The following is a 19,328-nucleotide window of genomic DNA, read 5'->3' on the forward strand; positions in this document are numbered from 1 at the left end:
ATACAAAAAGCAAGGAAATCTGCCGCTCTCAAACCTGCTGTAAAAATTCTATCAATTCTCCCCTTCTAAAGGCGGCAGACAAACGCCTTGCCTCTATTTTTGTATAATCGATGTTGAAATAATCATTTAAAGACTTTGTCAGAATGAGATTAGATTTATAAAATATTTTTTCGTTATTTTTGTTAAAATAATCAAGAATAAATTTGAAATTTGTATGTGTTAATTTTTTTAGTTCAATATTATTTTCTTTAAGTAAAAGTTTTCCCATTAACATAGCAATAAAATAATGACTATAAGGCAAATGAGGATATTGATTGAGGAAATGCTCTTTGCGTCTGATTAAGTCGCAATACCTATAAATTGTAACGGCAATTATCAGTTGAGCAGCATTTAGATTGCCAAATATCTGGTCGTAGTATTTTCCAAAAAGATTTTTCTTATTAAATTTTGTAAGATGTGGCTTTTCGCGCCAAATGGCAAAGACTGCCTCTGCTGCCACCGAAGAAGAAATGAAATCGCCTATGGAAAGCGTATCTCTGACCCTTTTATAGGCAAAACCTAAGCCTGCAACCTCTATTTCTAAGGCTTTTTGTGTCAAATCGTTAGCTCTTAAATCGCGCAAATCTACGGGACTTTGGCTGTTGGTAGCCAGCGTTACGTCCGTTATTAAATCTTGAGCATCAGTAGATAACTCATAAAGTCTAACCAAAACAAAAACATTTGTATAATCAAGATTCGGATATGCTTCTATTGTGTTTTGAATGGTCTTACAAGTTTGTCCCCCATTGATGATTTGTAAGTCCTCAACGATTACTGCCCAATCTTGCCTCTGAAGACCAGAATAACTAAATTTGCTACAAATCATAGTAATACCGTTATTATAGAAATAGAAATTTTCTTTTTTTTCACTTTTTAAGGTTTCTTTAATTGCTAAATTCACACTGTTTTTAACATTTAAACCTAAATACCTTCGCACATTTTTTTGTAACAAATTATCGCCATACGTATCAAAAAGAGCCTTTATTTCCATCACCCCAATTTTCCCAATGATGACTCTTTTAAAGTTGTAGTCCTCTGCAATGCTTAAGCCCGCCAAACGTAAAGTTGCCTTTATTGGTTTATAACTTGTAATTTTTTTTACAATATCATCATGATTAAAATGCTCGAAAGTAACTTGATTTTCGGGAAAATCTGCATTTTTGATGTGCATCTCACCCTCGTTATTCCATTTAAGCCCGTTGTTGGTAAAAATACATTTGATAATTGGAATTTTGGCATCAGAAACCAGTGAATTTATTTCTGCAATTTTAGCAGTTAATTCTTTATTTTTAGTAACGCTTTTTTTAGGGTCAAAAATAGTACGAATCGTGTCTATTACCTTTTGTATGCTATTAGAAGGAAAATTACTATCATCTTCTAAATTGAATTTGTATTTACCCTGAAAAATAACCACAGAAAACTCGTCTGAAAGTACATCTTCGACATAAAGTGCATCAATTCCTGCATCATTACCCCCCTCGGTGAGGACTCCTATCGCTTCTGATAGCTCAATATCTAAATAACTCGCTACTGAAAGCAAGACAAATGCTTTTGATAGTTTTTTATTTCTATCACTTGTTTCACCAAACCAAGTAGGGTTTTCTTCTACTAACTTTGTGATTCTTTGGTCTATGATATGTTTATTGATGCTCATTTTTAGTTTTAAAATGTATATTTATGCGTTCTATTTGATAGAAGCGAACAAAAGCAAAGCTACTCAATTTTGGGAACTTCTGCAAATCCTAAATCTGCCCTATCGAACAACTTTGCTTTTGTTTTTGATGATTTTAGTTCAACAAGAAGTAAAAATCGCCGCTTTCTATATTATTTGCCTGCTGCTGTTCTGCCTCTTGTGGGAGGTAGTAGGTGCGAAAAATGCCGTTGAAGTGAAAAGACCAGCCATTTTCCGCCGCCAGCGCGTCCATGTGAGCCGACACTTCGGATTGAAAAGCGATAAAATGCGCCGCTCGAAGCGCAAGTTTGACTTCCAAAGTAGTCGTTTTGCCGTGCGCCTTCATCAGGTTTTCGGCAGTTTCTTTGACGATTTCACGATAAAGTACGTAACGCATAGGAAATGGATTTAGAGGTTTAGAAGCAAGATAGCAAAATATCAAAATAAAGACACTAAAATTAACAAATTTCTACTAAATATTTGATAGTACATTGTTCCTCTTTATAGACAATGTATTCATTATTGATGAGGTCTGCCCCCCCTTCTGCAAAAAGCGAATCGTATTCTTCCCCTTTCGCCTTCAATTTTTTGTAGTTCAAATCGCTGCACCAAGCCTGATGCTTCCTAACCGTCAGAGGGTTGCCTAAATGCACCTGATAAAGTGCCAAAAATGCCCTATCCGACTTGCCACCTGTCCATAAAGAGCCGCGTAAAGAAGTATAGTTCAAAGATTTATTGAATTTATCTGCAAAATAAATCCCATAACCAAACATCTTACCTGTAATGACCGCTTTGGCAGGGTGCAACTGTAAGCCATTTTGTAGGATAGAAAGCCAATTTTCGTTTCGACTGCCATGCCAAAATAATTCCTTGTGCTGATTGTTTTGGCGGCGCAAATGACTTTCAAAACGCTCCTCTGTCTGGGTATTCGAGATGCGAAAAGCGCGAAGAAAACGAACCCCTGTGCTATCCATCTTGGATTTGATAAGCTCGATTTCCTGCTCCTCTTCCACCAACTCTACAAGCAAATTCATCTGTTTGAGTACGTCTATTTCCTTGATTTCGCCCTCCTTTGTCTTGCTCCCTTTTTGCTGCTGCATCTGCACCTGCCCCTTCATAACATCAAGAATTTCTTGCTCTTGGGCTAATTTATCCTGCGCTTTTTCAAGTTCTTCTGGTGTAAGAATTGGCTCAAAAAGGTGTTCTTTTACCTTGTTCATTTTGCGAGGTACAATTTGATAGAATTCCAAAACCATGCGATTGAGACGTACTGTATCTGTGTTCAAATAGAGCAATACCGCAATTTCATCGAGAAGCCACTGCGCTTCCTGCACCTGACGAGGCGTTACCTGGTCGGCTTTAACGGCATAATGGTAGTCGATGGAGGCTTCCGCATAGCGCGTCAGACGACGTAATAAATCTTGCGCATCTGCACTTTTTACGCCTACAAAACGCGCTTCTTTTTCAGGCTCGATGTCGGCAAAAAAGGCACTTTGGTCGCGATAGCCTTTGCCCACTTTTTCACGATAAAGACTTTCCCAACGGCTCATCGGGTAATTGCGAATACTCGCTTTATTGCCTACCCTGCCGTAATGCACTTCAAAAAAATTATCGCTAATTTGTTTCATATCATAAAATTTATTATGATTTGTATCAGTAACCATAATAAGTTTGCAAACTTTATAGCGATTGGCGGCTTCGTCTTTTTTCTGACCTGCCCCAAAAAAATTAGAGATAAGATTTTGTAGCATAACTTGAACGGTTTAGAGGGTTTTCTGAAACGATTATACTACAAAGAAAGCAAGGCAGGTCGTATGCTATGTACGAAGTCAAAAAAAACCGTCGCTGAGGCTTTTAGCCGTCAGCGAGGTTTGGGAAATATTTTTCTAAAAATAATAATATAAAGTTCTGTAAAATTTTACACTTTTAAGTTTAAAAAAATTATGTTATCCAAATACAAGGACAAGGCAGTGCCTTGTCCCTACATTTACGTCAGCGAGGTTCGGGAAATGCTTTTCCAAAAATAACAACTTAAAACAAGTATGTTAAATGCTGTGAAACTTTATATTTTTAAGTTTAAAAAATTTACATCATCTAAATACAAGGACAAGGCAGTGCCTTGTCCCTACATTTGTATCGGAAAGTATTGAAAAGATGCGATAAATAACACTTTATCTAAACTAATTCCAGCCTCCACCTAAGGCGCGATAAAGATTGACTTTTGCTTGCATCTGCTTTCTTTTGATTTCGATAAGCTCGATTTTAGCATCGAGGGCTTCGCGCTGGGTAAGCAAAACTTCCATGTAGTCGGCGCGTGCAGCACGAAAGAGATTGGTAGAAATGCCAATAGATTGCATCAAAATATCAACTTCTTTATTTTTTAGCTCATAACTTTTATTAAAATTTTCTACCTGCGCAAGCTGATTGCAGACTTCAAGATAGGCATTGAGAAGGGTCTGTTCGTAGTAATAAACCGCCTGCACTTGCTTGGCATTGGCATTTTTGTAGAGTGCCTGAATCGCATTTCTATTGACTAAAGGAGCTGCCAAATTAGTAGCTGCATTAAAGAGCAAAGATTTGAGATTGAAAAGTAAGGCAGGCTGAAAGGCTTGCATGCCAATACCTGCATCGAGGCTAAGGGCAGGGTAGAAATAGGCTTTCGCCACTTGTACGTCTAATTTTGCAGCCGCCAACTTCAATTCGGCTTGCTTGATGTCGGGACGCTGTGTGAGAAGCTGGGCAGGCGCACCGATAGCTTCCGCCCTCACTTGCAAGGTATCGAAAACAAGGGCATTTCGGCGAATAGGTTGCGGATATTGTCCCATTAAAAAGTTTATTTTATTTTCAATGACCGTAATTTCTTGGCGCACCTGATACTGCAAATTCTGTGTATTGAGGTACTGTGCCTCAAAACGATTAACGGCAAGTTGGGACACCTTAGCGGCTTCTTTTTCGAGTTTGATGGCTTGTAGTACGTTTTCTTGTAATTTGATATTTTGTTCAATAATTTTTAGTAAATTATCCAAAGCCAAGAGTTCATAGTAAGATTCGGCAATTTCGGCGATAAGCGTCGTGATAAAAAAGCGATTGCCTTCCACACTTGCCAAATAACGAAGGGCGGCAGATTTCTTTGCGTTTCGCAATTTTTTCCAAACGTCCAACTCCCAAGACGCATACAAACCAAACATATAATTGGGCAACGGTTCGGGAAAATGCGTGTCGGGCTTGATTTCAAGGTTTTCCTCCACTGCCCCCAAACGGGTATAACGCCCTTCTTTTTCTACGCCTGCTCCTGCTCGCAAACTAACAAAGGGCAGGTATTCGCCCTTGCGTGCCTGAATTTCGTTCTGCTCTATGAGTACCTCCTGCAAGCGCATATTAAGTTCCTGATTGTGGCTAAGGGCAGTATCGATAAGGGCAATGAGAAGCGAATCTTGAAAATAATCTTTCCACCCCAAAGTGGCAATATTGGCTTGTGCGGCTATTTTTTGGGTAGAAAAAGTCTGGGGTAGGGCAGTTTGTGCCTCTTTGGTTTCGAAAGTCGGGATTTTGCAGCCATTCAAAAAAAATAAGGGTAGCAAAAGGAGTATCGTTTTTTTTATATTTTTCATTTTGAAAATTTATATAAAATTTGTAGAATAAAACTATGAAGGAAGCTGTCGACCCATTGCCGACAGCTATAATCTGATAGATAGCACCCATTTGGGGATTAGCTATGTTCTTCGTGTTCGGTCAAGGGCGATTCGTCTTCGTCTTTGATAAGTTTTCTACCTTCGGCAATCTTTCCGAAAATATAATACAGACCCGGAACGATAATTACGCCGAAAATTGTACCGAAAAGCATACCACCCAAAGAAGATGCGCCAATGGTTCTATTGCCAATCGCCCCTGCACCTGTGGCAATCACGAGCGGAATCAGACCCGCAATAAAGGCAAAAGAGGTCATCAAGATAGGGCGAAAACGCGCCTTCGCCCCTTCGATGGCGGCTTCTAAAACGGTTGCGCCTTGTTCGTGTTTCTGAACGGCAAATTCTACAATCAGAACGGCATTTTTACCCAACAATCCGACCAACATAATAAGCCCAATTTGGGCATAAATATCGTTGGCTAATCCCATCTGCTCCAAAAGCAAAAATGACCCAAATACGCCCGGAGGCAGTGAGAAAATAACGGCTAAGGGAATGATAAAACTTTCATATTGGGCAGCCAAAACCAAATAAACAAAGACTAAAACAACAACGAAAATATAAATTGCCTCGTTTCCGCGCTTTGCCTCGTCGTAGGAAAGCCCTTCCCAAGCGATGTCGTAGCCTTGTGGCAACGTTTGTTTGGCTACTTCCTGTATCGCTTTGATGGCATCACCGCTGGTGTAGCCTTTGGCAGGTACGCCCCGTATGGAAGCCGACATGTAGAGGTTGAAGCGCGTGATTTCGTTGGGTCCTTGCGTCTTTTTCACCGTCATGAAGGAGGAGTACGGCACCATTTCGTCATGGTCGTTTTTGATGAAAAGGTTTGTGATGTCGGAAGGCATCTTGCGATATTCGGGGGCTGCTTGGGTATAAACTTTGAAGAAGTTGCCAAAACGGATAAAGCCCTGTTCGTAGGTACTGCCGATAAGCACGTCGAGGTTTTCCATTGCCCTGCCGATAGAAACGCCTTTTTGCATGGCTAATTCGTTGTCGATGATGAGTTCGTATTGGGGGTAGTTGGCAGCAAAGAAGGTAAAAAGCCCTGTTAGCTCTTTTCGCTGGGCTAAGGCAGCCATAAAATCTTGGTTGATTTTGTCAAATTCTTGATAGTCTGTGGTTGTGCCTTTGTCTAATAAGCGCAACGAAAAACCATCAGAAGAACCATAACCGGGGACAGCAGGCGGCTCGAAGTATTCGATAATCGCACCTAAGTCCTTTGTTTTTTCTTCTAATTCTTCAATGATATGATGAACCGAATGATGCCTTTCGTTCCAATCTTTTAGGTTGATAAGGCAAGTGCCTGCATTCGAGCCGCGCCCTTCGGTCAGGATTTCATAACCCGCCAAAGAAGAAACCGATTGGATACCCTCTACCTCCTCAGCAATTTTTTGTAGCTCACGCGCAACGGCGTTGGTTCTTTCAAGCGTCGTTCCCGGGGGCGTTTGGATAATGGCGTAAATCATGCCTTGGTCTTCGTTGGGTATAAAGCCGCTGGGCAGTTCCTCATTTACAAAAACAACCCCAAAGGCAAAGGCAAGCAAAACCGCGAAAGTAACCACCCTTCGATTGACAATAAGGCGCAACAAGTCGACATAAAGATTCGTGCCTTTTTCAAATTTATGGTTAAAACTTTCTAATGCAATTTCTATAAAATTGCGCTTCCTAACTTTGCCATGTTTATTTTTCAAAATAATGGCGCAAAGAACAGGCGTGAGCGTCAGGGCGACAACCCCCGAAAGGAAAATCGCACTCACCATCGTAATAGAAAATTGACGGTAAAATATCCCCACCGGACCGCTCATAAAAGCCACAGGAATAAAAACCGCCATCATAATCAAGGTAATGGCGATAATTGCGCCGCTGATTTCATCGAGAACCAAACGAACTGCCTGATAGGGCGTTAGGTGCGTAAATTCTTCCATCTTCGCATGGACGGCTTCCACTACCACAATCGCATCATCTACGACAATCCCAATCGCCAACACTAAGGCGAAAAGCGTGATAAGATTGATGGTAAGCCCCAAGAGTTGCATAAAAATAAATGCCCCCACAAGCGAAACAGGCACTGCCAAAGTAGGAATAAGGGTAGAACGCCAATCGCCCAAAAAAATGAAGACCACAAAGGCAACCAAGACAAAAGCCTCCACAAGGGTATGTAAGACCTTATCTATCGAGGCATCTACAAATTTGGATACGTCGTAGCTAATTTCGTAATCCATACCGGGCGGAAAATCTTGTTTCATCTCCTCTAATTTGAGTTTGATGTCCTCGATGACCTTGCTGGCGTTGCTGCCAAAGTTCTGCTTCAAGACAATGGAAGCCGCAGGGTAGCCGTCTTTGTTAGAATAGATGTCGAAAAATTCACTACCCAATTCTACCTCTGCCACATCTTTGAGCTTCAAAATTTCGCCTTCGGGTGTTGCCTTGACGATAATTTCGCCATATTCTTCGGGTTTATTAAATCGCCCTTTGTAGGTCAGGACGTATTCTAAGGATTGTGCCGATTTGCCCGAACTCTGCCCCAAGCGTCCGGGTCGTCCGATAACGCTTTGCTCGTCTATCGCCGCCAACACTTCTTCGGTGGAAAGGTTGTAGGCTCTCATTCTGTCGGGTTTGAGCCACACGCGCATGGCATATTGGCGGCTTCCCAAAATTTGAGCGCGTCCCATGCCTTTAATGCGTTGCAATTCGGGAATCAAATGCACGTTGGCATAATTATACAAAAATTTCTCATCTGCATTTTTATCTTTACTATACAAATTGACATACATAAGCATGCTCGGCTGCATAGGTGTAATCACAACCCCTTCGCGCTGCACCAAAGGGGGCAAATTGTTCATGACTTGGTCTATGCGCGTCTTGACATTGACGACGGCAGCATTGGGGTCTGTACCCGGCTCGAAGACAATTTGTATCGTCGCCTCCCCCGCGCTGGTAGCATCAGAAAGGATATACTGCATGTCTTGCACGCCATTGATGGAACGTTCTAAGGGAATCAGGGTAGAATTGACCAAAACGTCAGCACTTGCCCCTGGGTAGTGAATGAAAACCATGACACGCGGCGGCGCAATTTCAGGGAATTGAGAAATTGGTCGGGTCGCAATCGCTAAAGCTCCCAAAAAAATGATGAGCAGCGAAATGACTATCGCCAGTACAGGGCGTTGAATAAATTTACGAAACATAGCCTTATTATTTTTAAGATAATGATATAAAATCTTGATTTTTAAACCTTATTCTGCATGCAAGGCATTTAAAGCCGTCAAGACCTTTTCTGGCTCCTCGAAATTATATTCAATCTCCTGATTATTTTTCACCTTTCGCAAGCCCTCTATCAAGACCTTATCCTCTACCGAAAGCCCCTTGCTCACGATATAAAGGTGTGGCAATTCGGCGGCTACCTCAATTAGGCGGGTCTGTACGCGATTTTTATCATCTACCACATAGACATATTTTTTGTCTAAGACCTCAAAAGTAGCCTTCTGTGGAATGAGCAACGCATTTTCAAGCGTTGTAGGCATTAGGATATTTCCTGTTTCGCCATGTCTTAAAATCGCATTCGGATTGGGAAAGGTGGCGCGAAAGGCAATATTGCCCGTTTCGTTGTTGAAGTCTGCCTCGATGGTTTCTACAATACCTACTTGGTCAAAAATCTTTTTATTTGCCATTTGAAGCCTGACTTTCAAGGGTTCGCCTTTCTTGCCATTGGTGGCATAGTCTAAATATTCTGCTTCGGGAACATTGAAATAGACCCACATTTTGCTATTGTCCGACAAAGTAGTGAGTAGCTCGCCTTCTTCTACCAAACTGCCCAAACGCACTTCCAAGCGGTTCATGATGCCATCAAAAGGAGCTTGTATTTTGGTAAAATTCAGATGCGCCTGTGCCAATTCTAATTCCGCATTGGCTTTGTCTAATTTCGCCTTTGCTAAGGCTAATTCATTTTTAGAAACAATATTGCTATCTGCCAACACTTTGGTATTTTGATACTCTATCTTGGCAAAGTTCACCTCTGCCTCTGCCTTGTGTGTTTCTGCCTGATAAAGGGCAGGCATAATTTGAAACATCTGCGTTCCTTTTCTTACAAGCTGTCCTTCATCTACAAAGGTTTCCTGCAAGTAGCCTCTTTCTAAGGCACGTATCTCGATATGTTGAATGGCGCGAATTTGACAGACATACTCTTTGAGAATGGTAGTATCTTGTGCAAAAGGAGTCGTTACCAAAAGTTTGCCTACTTCGTGCGGTTTTTCGGCATGACTCTGGCAGCCTTGTAGGAAAAGTGCAATTCCTACGAGTAGAAAAGTAAATTTTGTAAAGTACATATTTTTTATTTTTAAACGTGTAAATGGTATTCAAAAAGAATTTAGTTATTCATTTTCTAATCAAATCCTAAATTGGCAACAAGAACGAGGGCAGACCTTTGCGCTACGTTAAAATTTAGGGGCTAAGTGTTTCGCACCTCATTGTTTCGCAACAAAGAAAACCGCTATTAAGAGGCTGATTATCAGCCTTTCTCAACTGCCAAGATTGAAAAGAAAATAAACTTTTTTAAGTTAGATACGACACAGAAAAGATTTCCAACTATGAAAAAGTAGGAATAGTGGAAGGTGGTTGCGCGTACAGTTTTGTTTTTCGAGAGCTAAAAATAACGTTTTTTGTAGGAAGACAATTTCGCCAATCTGTTCTATTTTATGTTTCAGACCTACTGCCTTTAACCCTGCCTTGCATTTTTGTTTGTTAGATTCGGGCTTCTTTTCCTCAACTTCTATCTTATCGGGCAACACTTCGGTTAGGGGTAGATGCGATTCCTCGGTTTGATAGAGCCAAAGGTCGGTCTTTTCCTGTTGCCAAGTTTGGGCAATCAGATTTTCAAAATACGAACCCAAAGGCAATCCTAAATCGGTCTTTACTTGTGCCAAAGAAGTCCCAAATTGAGAAAAAACAAAAGACCACACCAGAAGCAAAAGCACCTGCCAAAATCTAAGTGGGCTTAGATTTTTGTAGGGAGCTGCCTTCTGTCCGAAAGATTGGATATGTAGGGAATTTTGCATTTTCTTAGCGCACTGCCTCAAAGGGCAGTTTGCATTTTGAGATGGGGTTTTGAAAATAAGTCTGTTTGCTCAAATAAGATACGCGCAAAGGTAGAAAATGTTAATACGCACACAAGCCCTCCCCTCCTAAAATACGACTTTTGTCCCATAACTTTGGGCGAATGTATCATTTTATTTTTTGTGAAACCACTCAATGCCGTCCCTACCCCTTTCGGCTTAATCTTTTCAGTCATTGATGGGGACACCAACAACGGCGCACGAGGGTTGCTACTATTAAAACATAGACAAAACAGCATTTTGTATTTGTTTTTTGCTATTTTTGCAGTATCTTACAGCGCAAATCAAAGATTTGCCATACTGATAGGTCGGAGACTACGCCCAACGGGGTGATAATCTTTGAAAAGTCAAGTAAACGACAAACTTACTTGACTTTTTGTATCTTTGTAGCAAATTCTAAAATTCAAAATTTTATGAGCAAAAAGCTAATTCGTTTTGATTGGGCAATGAAAAAATTGCTACGCCACAAAGCCAATTTCGGTATTTTGGAAGGTTTTTTATCGGAGTTGCTTCGTTTTGATGTAACAATAGAGAGCATTTTAGAAAGCGAAGGCAACAAGCAAGACGAATATGATAAGTATAACCGAGTAGATATTTTGGTAAAAAGTCAAAATAATGAGCTAATGCTTGTAGAAGTGCAGCAAGACTCTGAAATTGATTATTTCCATCGTATGCTTTTTGGTGTTTCCAAATTAGTTACGGAATATATCAAAGAAGGCGAACCTTACGGCACTATCAAAAAAATCTACTCTATCAATATTGTTTATTTTGGTTTAGGGCAAGGCAAGGATTATGTCTATGAATACAAAGGAGAGTTCGTCGGCTTGCACGAAAAGGATATTTTAACCCCAACAACTTTGCAAAAACAAGATTTCAAAGTGGAAAAGGTATCTGATATTTTTCCAAAATACTATATTTTGAAAGTAAATAACTTTAATAATGTTGCCAAAAATACGCTTGATGAATGGGTTTATTTTCTTAAAAATAGCGAAGTAAAAGATACTTTCAAAGCGAAAGGCTTGGACAAGGCAAAAGAAAAAATGCGTTACGAAAGTTTGACAGAAGAAGAAAAGAAAATGTATGACCGTTTTCAAGAAAACAGACGTATTGAAATTAGTGTAGAATACACAGCAAAGTTAGAAGCAAAGCAAGAAAAAGCAGTTGAAATGGCTAACATTATGTTAGTAAATAATGAACCTAACGACAAAATTGTTCTTTACACAGGTTTAACAGTTGAACAAATAGAAGCATTGCGTAACGAAAAAGACTAAAAACTGTGCCTAACATTATGTTGGCGAACTGAAAGTCGGCGAAGCCCAAAAGCGGGCTGATGTGCTTTCAATGTTAGGCTTCATCTGCGACTAAGACTTATTCATTTAGCAAGTCTAAAATTTGCAGGGCTGCTGCTATTAAAACATAGACAAAACAGCATTTTGTATTTGTTTTTTTGCTATTTTAGCAGTATCTTACAACGCAAATCAAAGATTTGCCATACTGATAAGGAGTAAAGTTCAGTCATTGGTGGGGACACCAACAACGGCGTAACTTATGTGAAATGATGGGAAATAAAATGACTTTCTCTTGCCAAAATATTTCCTCTCTTGCCCAATTTCATACAGAAATAGGTAAGTTATTGGAATTTCCTGATTTTTATGGCAAAAATTGGGACGCATTCTGGGATGCTATCACAGGTTTGGTAGAAACACATACGGCAAGTTTACAGAAAATTTCACCCAAAGATTTTGAGATACTTTGCCAAATAGTAAAAGACTATAACCAATTTTTTGCAAACCACGAAAAAAGTATTGTAATCTATTAAACACTGGAAAATATGGAGAATTTTTATTTTTTGGATAAAAAAGTACAAAAAGGCGATTTGTTCATCAACGAGTATAGCGAAAGTGATGAATTTGATGAACATTTTGCAGAGGGTAAGCCCATAGAAAGCCCCGAAAAAATGCCACAATTATATTACGACTCAAAGCAACAACGTAAAACTGACTATTTGGCAGGCGTGATGTCTTTTCCTGTAGTTTCTCATCGATTCAAAGAAATTTTGTTACAATTTGAACCAAGCCATTTAGCATTTCACCCTATACAACTCATCTACAAAAAAACAAACGAGGTAGATACTTCTTATTCGTTTATGAATATTTTGAATCATTGTGCTTGTTTTGATTGGGAAAAATCTGTTTTTGAAACCTATTCTTCTACAGAAAAAGTAATATCAAGGGTGTATAATTTAGTCATCAAGCCAGAAGCAATGCAAAATAGTCATATTGTAAGAATAAAAGAACTACGCACTATTATCTTGCTCAGTGCAAGACTCAAAGAAGAAATTGAAAAATCTAACTTATTAGGCATTGATTTTATGAAATTAGAAAATTATAGGAAATAAAAGAAATGAATATAAGCCTAAAATTTAACTTCACTATTTCTGATAATTGGCATAAAATTTGACTTCACTATTTCTGATAATTGGCATATCTATTATCACCAATTTACCCAAGAACCTCCATTTTTACTCAATGGAGCGCAATTAGTGGAAAACTTGAATAAAATACTTCGTGAGAATAGCAAAATATATCATTATCTCAATATCTGAGATGATGAGTGGATAACATTTAACTAAATTTTTTATGAAACAAACCAACAAATCTTTTTACTATGCCTACTTCTATTCGCAAGCAGGCGGAGGCTTTTTTGAAACCGATTTTTGCACGACTAATCGTGATAATTTAGAAGGCTGGCTGTACTATATGCTTGCTTCTGAGCCTCATCTCGTCTTTTTTTACGGAGTTTTTGCCTCTGTTGTACAGATTGAAGATGGAAAAATTGTGGCTTTGGCAGAGGATATTTTAGAAAAAATTACCTTAGAAATAAAAGGCTTAGAAGGTGTCAAATTTTCTTATTTGCCGCAAGAAAAAGAAGGTTTTGAATATCCTGATAATAAAGGAGAATATGCATCATTCTTGCCTGTCGAAGGTGTATTTTATGCCAAACTAAACGAAGAACAAACTTTGTATCTACAAGAATTTACCCATAATTTTCAATTCAAAGATAAAAATCCTTGTATTGAAATGAACTTAGATTGGAAAGAGATTGGCATTACTGAATTGGCAGGCAAGCATTTACTGCAAGCCGACGAAGAAATCTCACTCGATGAATTGGCAGATTTACCTGAAATTTCGCACCCTATTCGTTTGGGTTCTTTTTTCAATGATGAGGAAAGCGAAAAAATTATGGAAAGAGTAAGGCGATTTATGGGGGATTATTAACTTTTTTATGAGTACAGGCAACAAAAATATTATTTTAATCGGAAACTTTACTTTGAAAATATGATTCAATAATATCAAAATATTTGATAACAAGTAGGTATAGTACCGCTCCGTTATTCATAGTGTTCCTATAACCAAAAAATAACCCAAATGTTAGGCTTCATCTGCGACTACGCCTAATCCATTCCGCAAATGTTAGATTTGCAGGGCTGCTACTATTAAAACATAGACAAAATAGCACTTTGTATTTGTTTTTTGCTATTTTTGTAGTATCTTACAACGCAAATCCAAGATTTGCCATACTGATAGGTCGTAGTCAGAGACTACGCCCAACGGGGAGTGAAGGTGTTAGTAGGTATGATATTTTATCAGGTGAGGAAGTTTTGCATATTCCTTTTTCAGAAATTGGTTATCGTACACTACTTCATTTTAGGCAAAGTATTTTTTCCAAAGATACCAAGTTATTGCTTTTCAAAGCCGAACACTCAGACGATAAAGACCTAAATAATTGGAGTGTAGGCACTAATCAACGCGAATGGATGCTCTATGATATTGAAAAAAAAGAAATTGTCTGGAAGCATAAAGGCTCTGAAATGCACGCTGATTTCATATCATTAGAAGAAAATTCTGTAAGTGTAGACATTTTACAACACTACCGCAATCCTGAAGGTTTTAACTTGGAAGAATGGTTGACAATTCACAAAGTAATAAAATGAAAATTTTAGAATTAATTGTACTCATTAATATTTGCAAGACAGAGTTTGAAAACCAAATTGTTTTTAAAGATTATTGGAATGATGATTTGGCAGTAGGAATGATGAATGTAAAAATACCTAACAAATTGCTTTATATTTCTTATCTAAATCATTGCTGGCATTATGAAGTAGAGCAGGGAAGAAGCCCAGAAGATATAGAAAAAGGAAATATTGAAGTAATAGAAAAAGGAGAAGCAGAAGACTCCTCAGAAATGAGGGAGTTAATAAAGCTACATCTAAATTTAAACCTTAATACTTCTATAAATAAATAGGGAGATGAACTTTGCAACAAATGATAAAAAATTACCCTTAGCCCTAAGGCTTGACAAAGTGTTAGTATTTTTTTTAATATTTGATGGTTTTCCACTCCATCAGTTGTGCGTAGTGTTCCCATAACCCAAAAATAAACTTTTCAGTCATTGGTAGAGACACCAACAACGGCGCAGGATTTTATTTATCGTCATTTTATTTTTAAAATAAAAACCAACAGCACCGCAGAAGCTGCTTATGGCACTGTTGGTTTTTAAAATTCTGCTTAGATATTTGCTTTTTCTTTAATCAAATTCAAGGCAGAACCTGCTCTAAACCAGCCGATTTGCCCTTCATTGTAGGTATGATTTGCCAAGAACTCGTCCGTCGTGCCGTCCTTGTGTGTCAGGCGAATGGTGAGGGGCTTATTAGGTGCAAATTTGTCCAAGTCTAAGAAGTCGATGGTGTCGTCTTCCTGAATTTTGTCGTAATCCGCAGGGTTTGCAAAAGTAAGGGCAAGCATGCCTTGCTTTTTGAGGTTTGTTTCGTGAATACGCGCAAAAGACTTCACCAAAACGGCTTTCACTCCCAAATGGCGCGGCTCCATAGCGGCATGCTCACGCGAAGAGCCTTCGCCGTAATTTTGGTCGCCTACGACAATAGTCGGAATCCCTGCCGCCTTGTAAGCGCGTTGTACCGCAGGCACTTCGCCGTACTCACCTGTGAGCTGATTTTTGACCGAATTAGTCATCTGATTGAAGGCATTGACCGCGCCAATAAGCAAATTATTAGAGATGTTGTCTAAATGACCGCGATAACGCAACCAAGGCCCTGCCATAGAAATGTGGTCGGTGGTACATTTTCCAAAGGCTTTGATAAGCAATTTCGCACCTGTGATGTTTTTACCGTCCCAAGGAAGGAAGGGGTCTAAAAGTTGCAAACGCTCCGATTTAGGGTCGACTACGACATTGACACCAGAACCATCTTCGGCAGGTGCAATGTAGCCCGCATCTTCTACATCAAAACCGCGTGGGGGCAGCTCAAAACCCGTAGGCTCATCTAACATCACCGCTTCGCCTTTTTCATTGATAAGCGTGTCAGTGAGTGGGTTGAAATCTAAACGCCCTGCAATCGCAATGGCAGCCACTAATTCGGGCGAGGCTACAAAGGCATGTGTATTAGGATTGCCGTCTGCGCGTTTGGCAAAATTTCTATTGAAAGAGTGGATGATGCTATTTTTGGGTGCATTTTTGGGGTCATTATACCTTGCCCATTGTCCGATACAAGGACCGCAAGCATTTGTAAAAATTTTAGCATTGAGCTTTTCAAAAATCTCCAATAAGCCATCTCTTTCGGCAGTATAACGTACCTGTTCAGAACCGGGGTTGATGCCAAACTCTGCCTTTGTTTTCAAGCCCTTGTCTAAGGCTTGTTTGGCAATAGAGGCAGCGCGAGAAAGGTCTTCATAAGAGGAGTTGGTACAAGAGCCAATAAGTCCCCATTCTACTTCGAGAGGCCAGTCGTTTTTCTTTGCCTTTTCGGTCATCTCACCCACAGGCGTAGCCAAATCAGGCGTAAAAGGACCGTTTAATAAAGGCTTCAATTCGGTAAGATTGATTTCGATAACTTGGTCGAAATACTTTTCAGGATTGGCATACACTTCGGGGTCGGCAGTGAGGTAGGTCTTGATTTGATTTGCCGCCTCCGCTACGGCTTCTCTGCCTGTGGCTTTGAGGTAGCGTTCCATCGATTCATCATACCCAAAAGTAGAAGTAGTTGCGCCAATTTCCGCCCCCATATTACAAATCGTGCCTTTTCCTGTGCAAGACATCGCAACTGCACCTTCGCCAAAATATTCTACCACTGCGCCTGTGCCGCCTTTTACGGTTAGGATTTCCGCTACTTTCAAGATGACATCTTTGGGTGCAGACCAGCCACTTAGTTTGCCCGTTAGCTTTACGCCAATAAGTTTGGGGAATTTCAATTCCCACGCCATGCCTGCCATTACATCGACGGCATCTGCACCGCCTACGCCGATAGCAAGCATGCCCAAGCCGCCTGCATTAACCGTATGCGAGTCTGTACCAATCATCATACCCCCCGGGAAGGCGTAATTTTCTAAGACAACTTGGTGGATAATCCCTGCTCCCGGTTTCCAAAAGCCAATGCCGTATTTATTAGAAACGGACTCTAAAAAATTAAAAACTTCGTTGCTGCTATTCAAAGCGGCTTGTAAGTCTTCGCTTGCGCCTGTTTTTGCCTGAATGAGGTGGTCGCAATGGACAGTAGTAGGAACGGCGACTTTGCTCTTTCCTGCCTGCATAAATTGTAGGAGTGCCATCTGTGCCGTTGCGTCTTGGCAGGCGATACGGTCGGGAGCAAAATCTACATACGATTTGCCGCGCTCGTAGGCTTCGGTAGCCTCGCCCTGATAAAGGTGCGCATACAAGATTTTTTCGGTAAGGGTCAGCGGACGACCTACTATCTGACGTGCCTTATCTACACGCTGCTTGAAAGAGGCATAAACGCCCTGAATCATATCTAAATCAAAGAGTGCCATAGACGTATTAAATGTTTTTTGAGTATGATGGAATTGAGTACGATAGAAGGGTGAGTATTTTCAGAAGGCAATGCACCCACAAACTGCGCTTCAATGCTTTTGGCGTATTTTGGGCAAACAGTTTTTGGTTTGGTATGAAAGGGGCAGCGCATTTTTATTGTAAAAATGACAACCCCACAAAGAGATGCACGCCAAAGTTACAAAAAAAAGACTTAGTTGCACCTTTATTTTCAAAATTTCGACCAGCAGGGCTTTCTAAGGCTTCGAAAAAAATAAAAGCCCCACCCTTTGATACAAAGATGATTTGCAGCAAGGGAATGGGCTTTTGAAGACCCTTTAAAGGGCAGAAAAAACTATCTTATTTTTACAAAAAAAAATCTACTATGCAAAAATTGCATTGGTATTGGTCAGGATAATGGGGCTATTTTCTGTAACCACAATCGTATGCTCGTGCTGTGCCATGTAGCCGCCTTTATCGCCTACCATCGTCCAGCCGTCGGCAAGGGGAATGGCGTAGTTGGAAGTTGTGGCGATAAAGGTTTCAATCGCCACGACGGAATTTTTTTTGAAGCGTTCGAAATTGAAGCGGTCTTTGAAGTTGGCTATTTCCGAGGGTGCTTCATGCAAACTGCGCCCGATGCCATGCCCTGTCAGGTTTTTGATGACGCGATAGCCCCTCTTTTTGGCTTCTTTTTCAATTAGTTCGCCCACTTGCGAAATCCTGACTCCTGCCTTTATGTTTTGCAGGGCTTTTTTCAGAATCGCTTTCGAGGCTTCTACTAAGGCTTGATGTCCATTTATATCCTGACCCAAAACAAAAGAAGCCCCATTATCAGACCAAAAGCCCCCTAATTCCGCCGATACGTCGATATTGATAAGGTCGCCTTCTTTCAAAATTTTGTGCTGTGAAGGTATGCCATGGCAAAATTCGCCGCCTACGCTAATGCAGGTAGTACCGGGAAAATTATAGGTCAGTTTGGGGGCAGACCTTGCACCAAAGCCCTCTAAAAGACGCTTTCCAAAGTCGTCTAACTCCTTTGTGGTCATACCCACTTGGGCATATTGGCACATCTCTTTAAGGGTATAAGCCACCGCCTCGCTGACTTTTTGCATACCTAACCACTCCGACTCTTTTGTAATAGACATAAGAAAAATGAAATTTAAGTGATACGAATTAAAACTTTGAAAACAGTTTGGTTGAATGTTTCTGCTGGTCAGAAGTTTTCAAATATTATCGGGAATCTGACGCAAACAATGGATACTTTTTGCCCCTTGGGGTAGGATAAAAGTCTGCCTTTGCGGATTGTAGAAAAGACTTTGCATCGCAATCAGGCTTGCCCCCTTGATATCCGAATCCAAACTATCGCCTATCATCAGGGCTTCTTCAATTTGGCAGTTGCTTTTTTGAAGGGCATGCCAAAAAATTTCGGGCGCAGGCTTCTTAAATCCCGTACATTCAGAGGTTACTACCGTCTGAAAAAAAGGTAGGATACCCGAATATTTTAGTTTGGTGCGTTGCGTTTTTTCAAAACCATTGGTAATGATATGAAGGTGAAAACCACTATTTGCCAACTTTTCTAAGGTTTCTACACAATAGGGCATCAGGGCAGGCTGTCGCGGACAGAGGTGCTGATATTGACTCTCCAAATCGACAGGCACAGTGTCGGGGTCGGCTTCCAAAAGGGCGAAAACACGCCGAAAACGCGCATAACGGATTCCCTCCTTATCGATTTGATTGTCGTTATAGGCTTGCCAAAGACCTTGTGTCGTCTTTTGAAAGGCGCGAAAAAAAGCCTCAAAATCAGCCCCTACGCGCTCCTGCAAGGCGTGTGTCGCATAAAGGGCGAGAAGGGTTTGGCGCGAGTTGGTGTCGAAATCCCAAAGGGTGTGGTCTAAATCAAAAAATAGATGCGTGATTTTTTTCATAAATTGGACTTTTCGTCGTAAATTTCGGTGCAATTTTCCTAAAACAGAAATCTAA

At 40.3% G+C, this 19,328-nt stretch carries 16 protein-coding genes; 6 read left to right on the forward strand and 10 right to left on the reverse strand.

From position 1 onward, the window contains the following. Positions 1–28: 28 nt before the first annotated feature. The 7 genes from G500_RS0106200 to G500_RS0106230 form a co-directional block, all read right to left on the reverse strand. A complete protein-coding gene (locus tag G500_RS0106200; RefSeq protein ID WP_027001947.1) occupies positions 29–1,693 on the reverse strand; it encodes an AIPR family protein in 1,665 nt (554 codons plus the stop codon). Between the two features lie 133 nt (positions 1,694–1,826). After that, positions 1,827–2,108, reverse strand: a complete 282-nt coding sequence (locus G500_RS22530; RefSeq protein ID WP_051203326.1) for a hypothetical protein — start codon at positions 2,106–2,108, stop codon at positions 1,827–1,829. Positions 2,109–2,169: 61 nt separating this feature from the next. Continuing rightward, the gene (locus G500_RS22535) at positions 2,170–3,462 is read right to left on the reverse strand and encodes a WGR domain-containing protein (RefSeq protein WP_051203327.1); all 1,293 of its coding nucleotides are present in this window, start codon (positions 3,460–3,462) and stop codon (positions 2,170–2,172) included. Between the two features lie 429 nt (positions 3,463–3,891). Further along, the gene (locus G500_RS0106215) at positions 3,892–5,322 is read right to left on the reverse strand and encodes a TolC family protein (protein ID WP_035756448.1); all 1,431 of its coding nucleotides are present in this window, start codon (positions 5,320–5,322) and stop codon (positions 3,892–3,894) included. A 98-nt stretch (positions 5,323–5,420) separates the two neighbouring features. After that, entirely contained in the window at positions 5,421–8,582 is a 3,162-nt protein-coding gene (locus tag G500_RS0106220; protein WP_027001949.1) for an efflux RND transporter permease subunit, read from the reverse strand. 48 nt (positions 8,583–8,630) lie between these two features. Then, the gene (locus G500_RS0106225) at positions 8,631–9,719 is read right to left on the reverse strand and encodes an efflux RND transporter periplasmic adaptor subunit (RefSeq protein WP_027001950.1); all 1,089 of its coding nucleotides are present in this window, start codon (positions 9,717–9,719) and stop codon (positions 8,631–8,633) included. A gap of 231 nt (positions 9,720–9,950) precedes the next feature. Further along, positions 9,951–10,448, reverse strand: coding sequence for a hypothetical protein (locus G500_RS0106230; protein ID WP_027001951.1), 498 nt, complete (start codon positions 10,446–10,448; stop codon positions 9,951–9,953). 386 nt (positions 10,449–10,834) lie between these two features. On the opposite strand from G500_RS0106230, the gene G500_RS0106240 reads away from it, so the two are divergent. From G500_RS0106240 to G500_RS0106265, 6 genes are all read left to right on the forward strand, one after another. Beyond that, positions 10,835–11,776, forward strand: coding sequence for an Rpn family recombination-promoting nuclease/putative transposase (locus G500_RS0106240; protein ID WP_245574466.1), 942 nt, complete (start codon positions 10,835–10,837; stop codon positions 11,774–11,776). Positions 11,777–12,060: 284 nt separating this feature from the next. Further along, complete coding sequence (locus G500_RS22540) at positions 12,061–12,324, forward strand: barstar family protein (protein ID WP_086047835.1); 264 nt, start codon at positions 12,061–12,063, stop codon at positions 12,322–12,324. A gap of 12 nt (positions 12,325–12,336) precedes the next feature. Then, on the forward strand, positions 12,337–12,903 hold the full coding sequence (locus tag G500_RS0106250) for an Imm43 family immunity protein (RefSeq protein ID WP_027001954.1): 567 nt from the start codon (positions 12,337–12,339) through the stop codon (positions 12,901–12,903). A 241-nt stretch (positions 12,904–13,144) separates the two neighbouring features. Beyond that, positions 13,145–13,783 (forward strand): hypothetical protein, encoded by a 639-nt coding sequence (locus G500_RS0106255; RefSeq protein ID WP_027001955.1) that lies wholly within the window; start codon positions 13,145–13,147, stop codon positions 13,781–13,783. 248 nt (positions 13,784–14,031) lie between these two features. After that, positions 14,032–14,499 (forward strand): hypothetical protein, encoded by a 468-nt coding sequence (locus G500_RS0106260; protein ID WP_027001956.1) that lies wholly within the window; start codon positions 14,032–14,034, stop codon positions 14,497–14,499. Next, the gene (locus tag G500_RS0106265; RefSeq protein ID WP_027001957.1) at positions 14,496–14,810 is read left to right on the forward strand and encodes a hypothetical protein; all 315 of its coding nucleotides are present in this window, start codon (positions 14,496–14,498) and stop codon (positions 14,808–14,810) included. The genes G500_RS0106260 and G500_RS0106265 overlap by 4 nt, the downstream gene beginning before the upstream one ends. A 263-nt stretch (positions 14,811–15,073) precedes the next feature. On the opposite strand, the gene G500_RS0106275 is transcribed toward G500_RS0106265, so the two are convergent. The 3 genes from G500_RS0106275 to G500_RS0106290 form a co-directional block, all read right to left on the reverse strand. Beyond that, entirely contained in the window at positions 15,074–17,347 is a 2,274-nt protein-coding gene (locus G500_RS0106275) for an aconitate hydratase (RefSeq protein ID WP_027001958.1), read from the reverse strand. Between the two features lie 381 nt (positions 17,348–17,728). Next, the gene (map, locus tag G500_RS0106285; protein WP_027001960.1) at positions 17,729–18,493 is read right to left on the reverse strand and encodes a type I methionyl aminopeptidase; all 765 of its coding nucleotides are present in this window, start codon (positions 18,491–18,493) and stop codon (positions 17,729–17,731) included. A 78-nt stretch (positions 18,494–18,571) separates the two neighbouring features. Next, positions 18,572–19,273 carry a YjjG family noncanonical pyrimidine nucleotidase gene (locus tag G500_RS0106290; protein ID WP_027001961.1) on the reverse strand — a complete coding sequence of 234 codons (702 nt, stop codon included), beginning with the start codon at positions 19,271–19,273 and terminating at the stop codon, positions 18,572–18,574. Positions 19,274–19,328: the final 55 nt, after the last annotated feature.

This window comes from Hugenholtzia roseola DSM 9546 (genome assembly GCF_000422585.1).
GTDB lineage: Bacteria > Bacteroidota > Bacteroidia > Cytophagales > Bernardetiaceae > Hugenholtzia > Hugenholtzia roseola.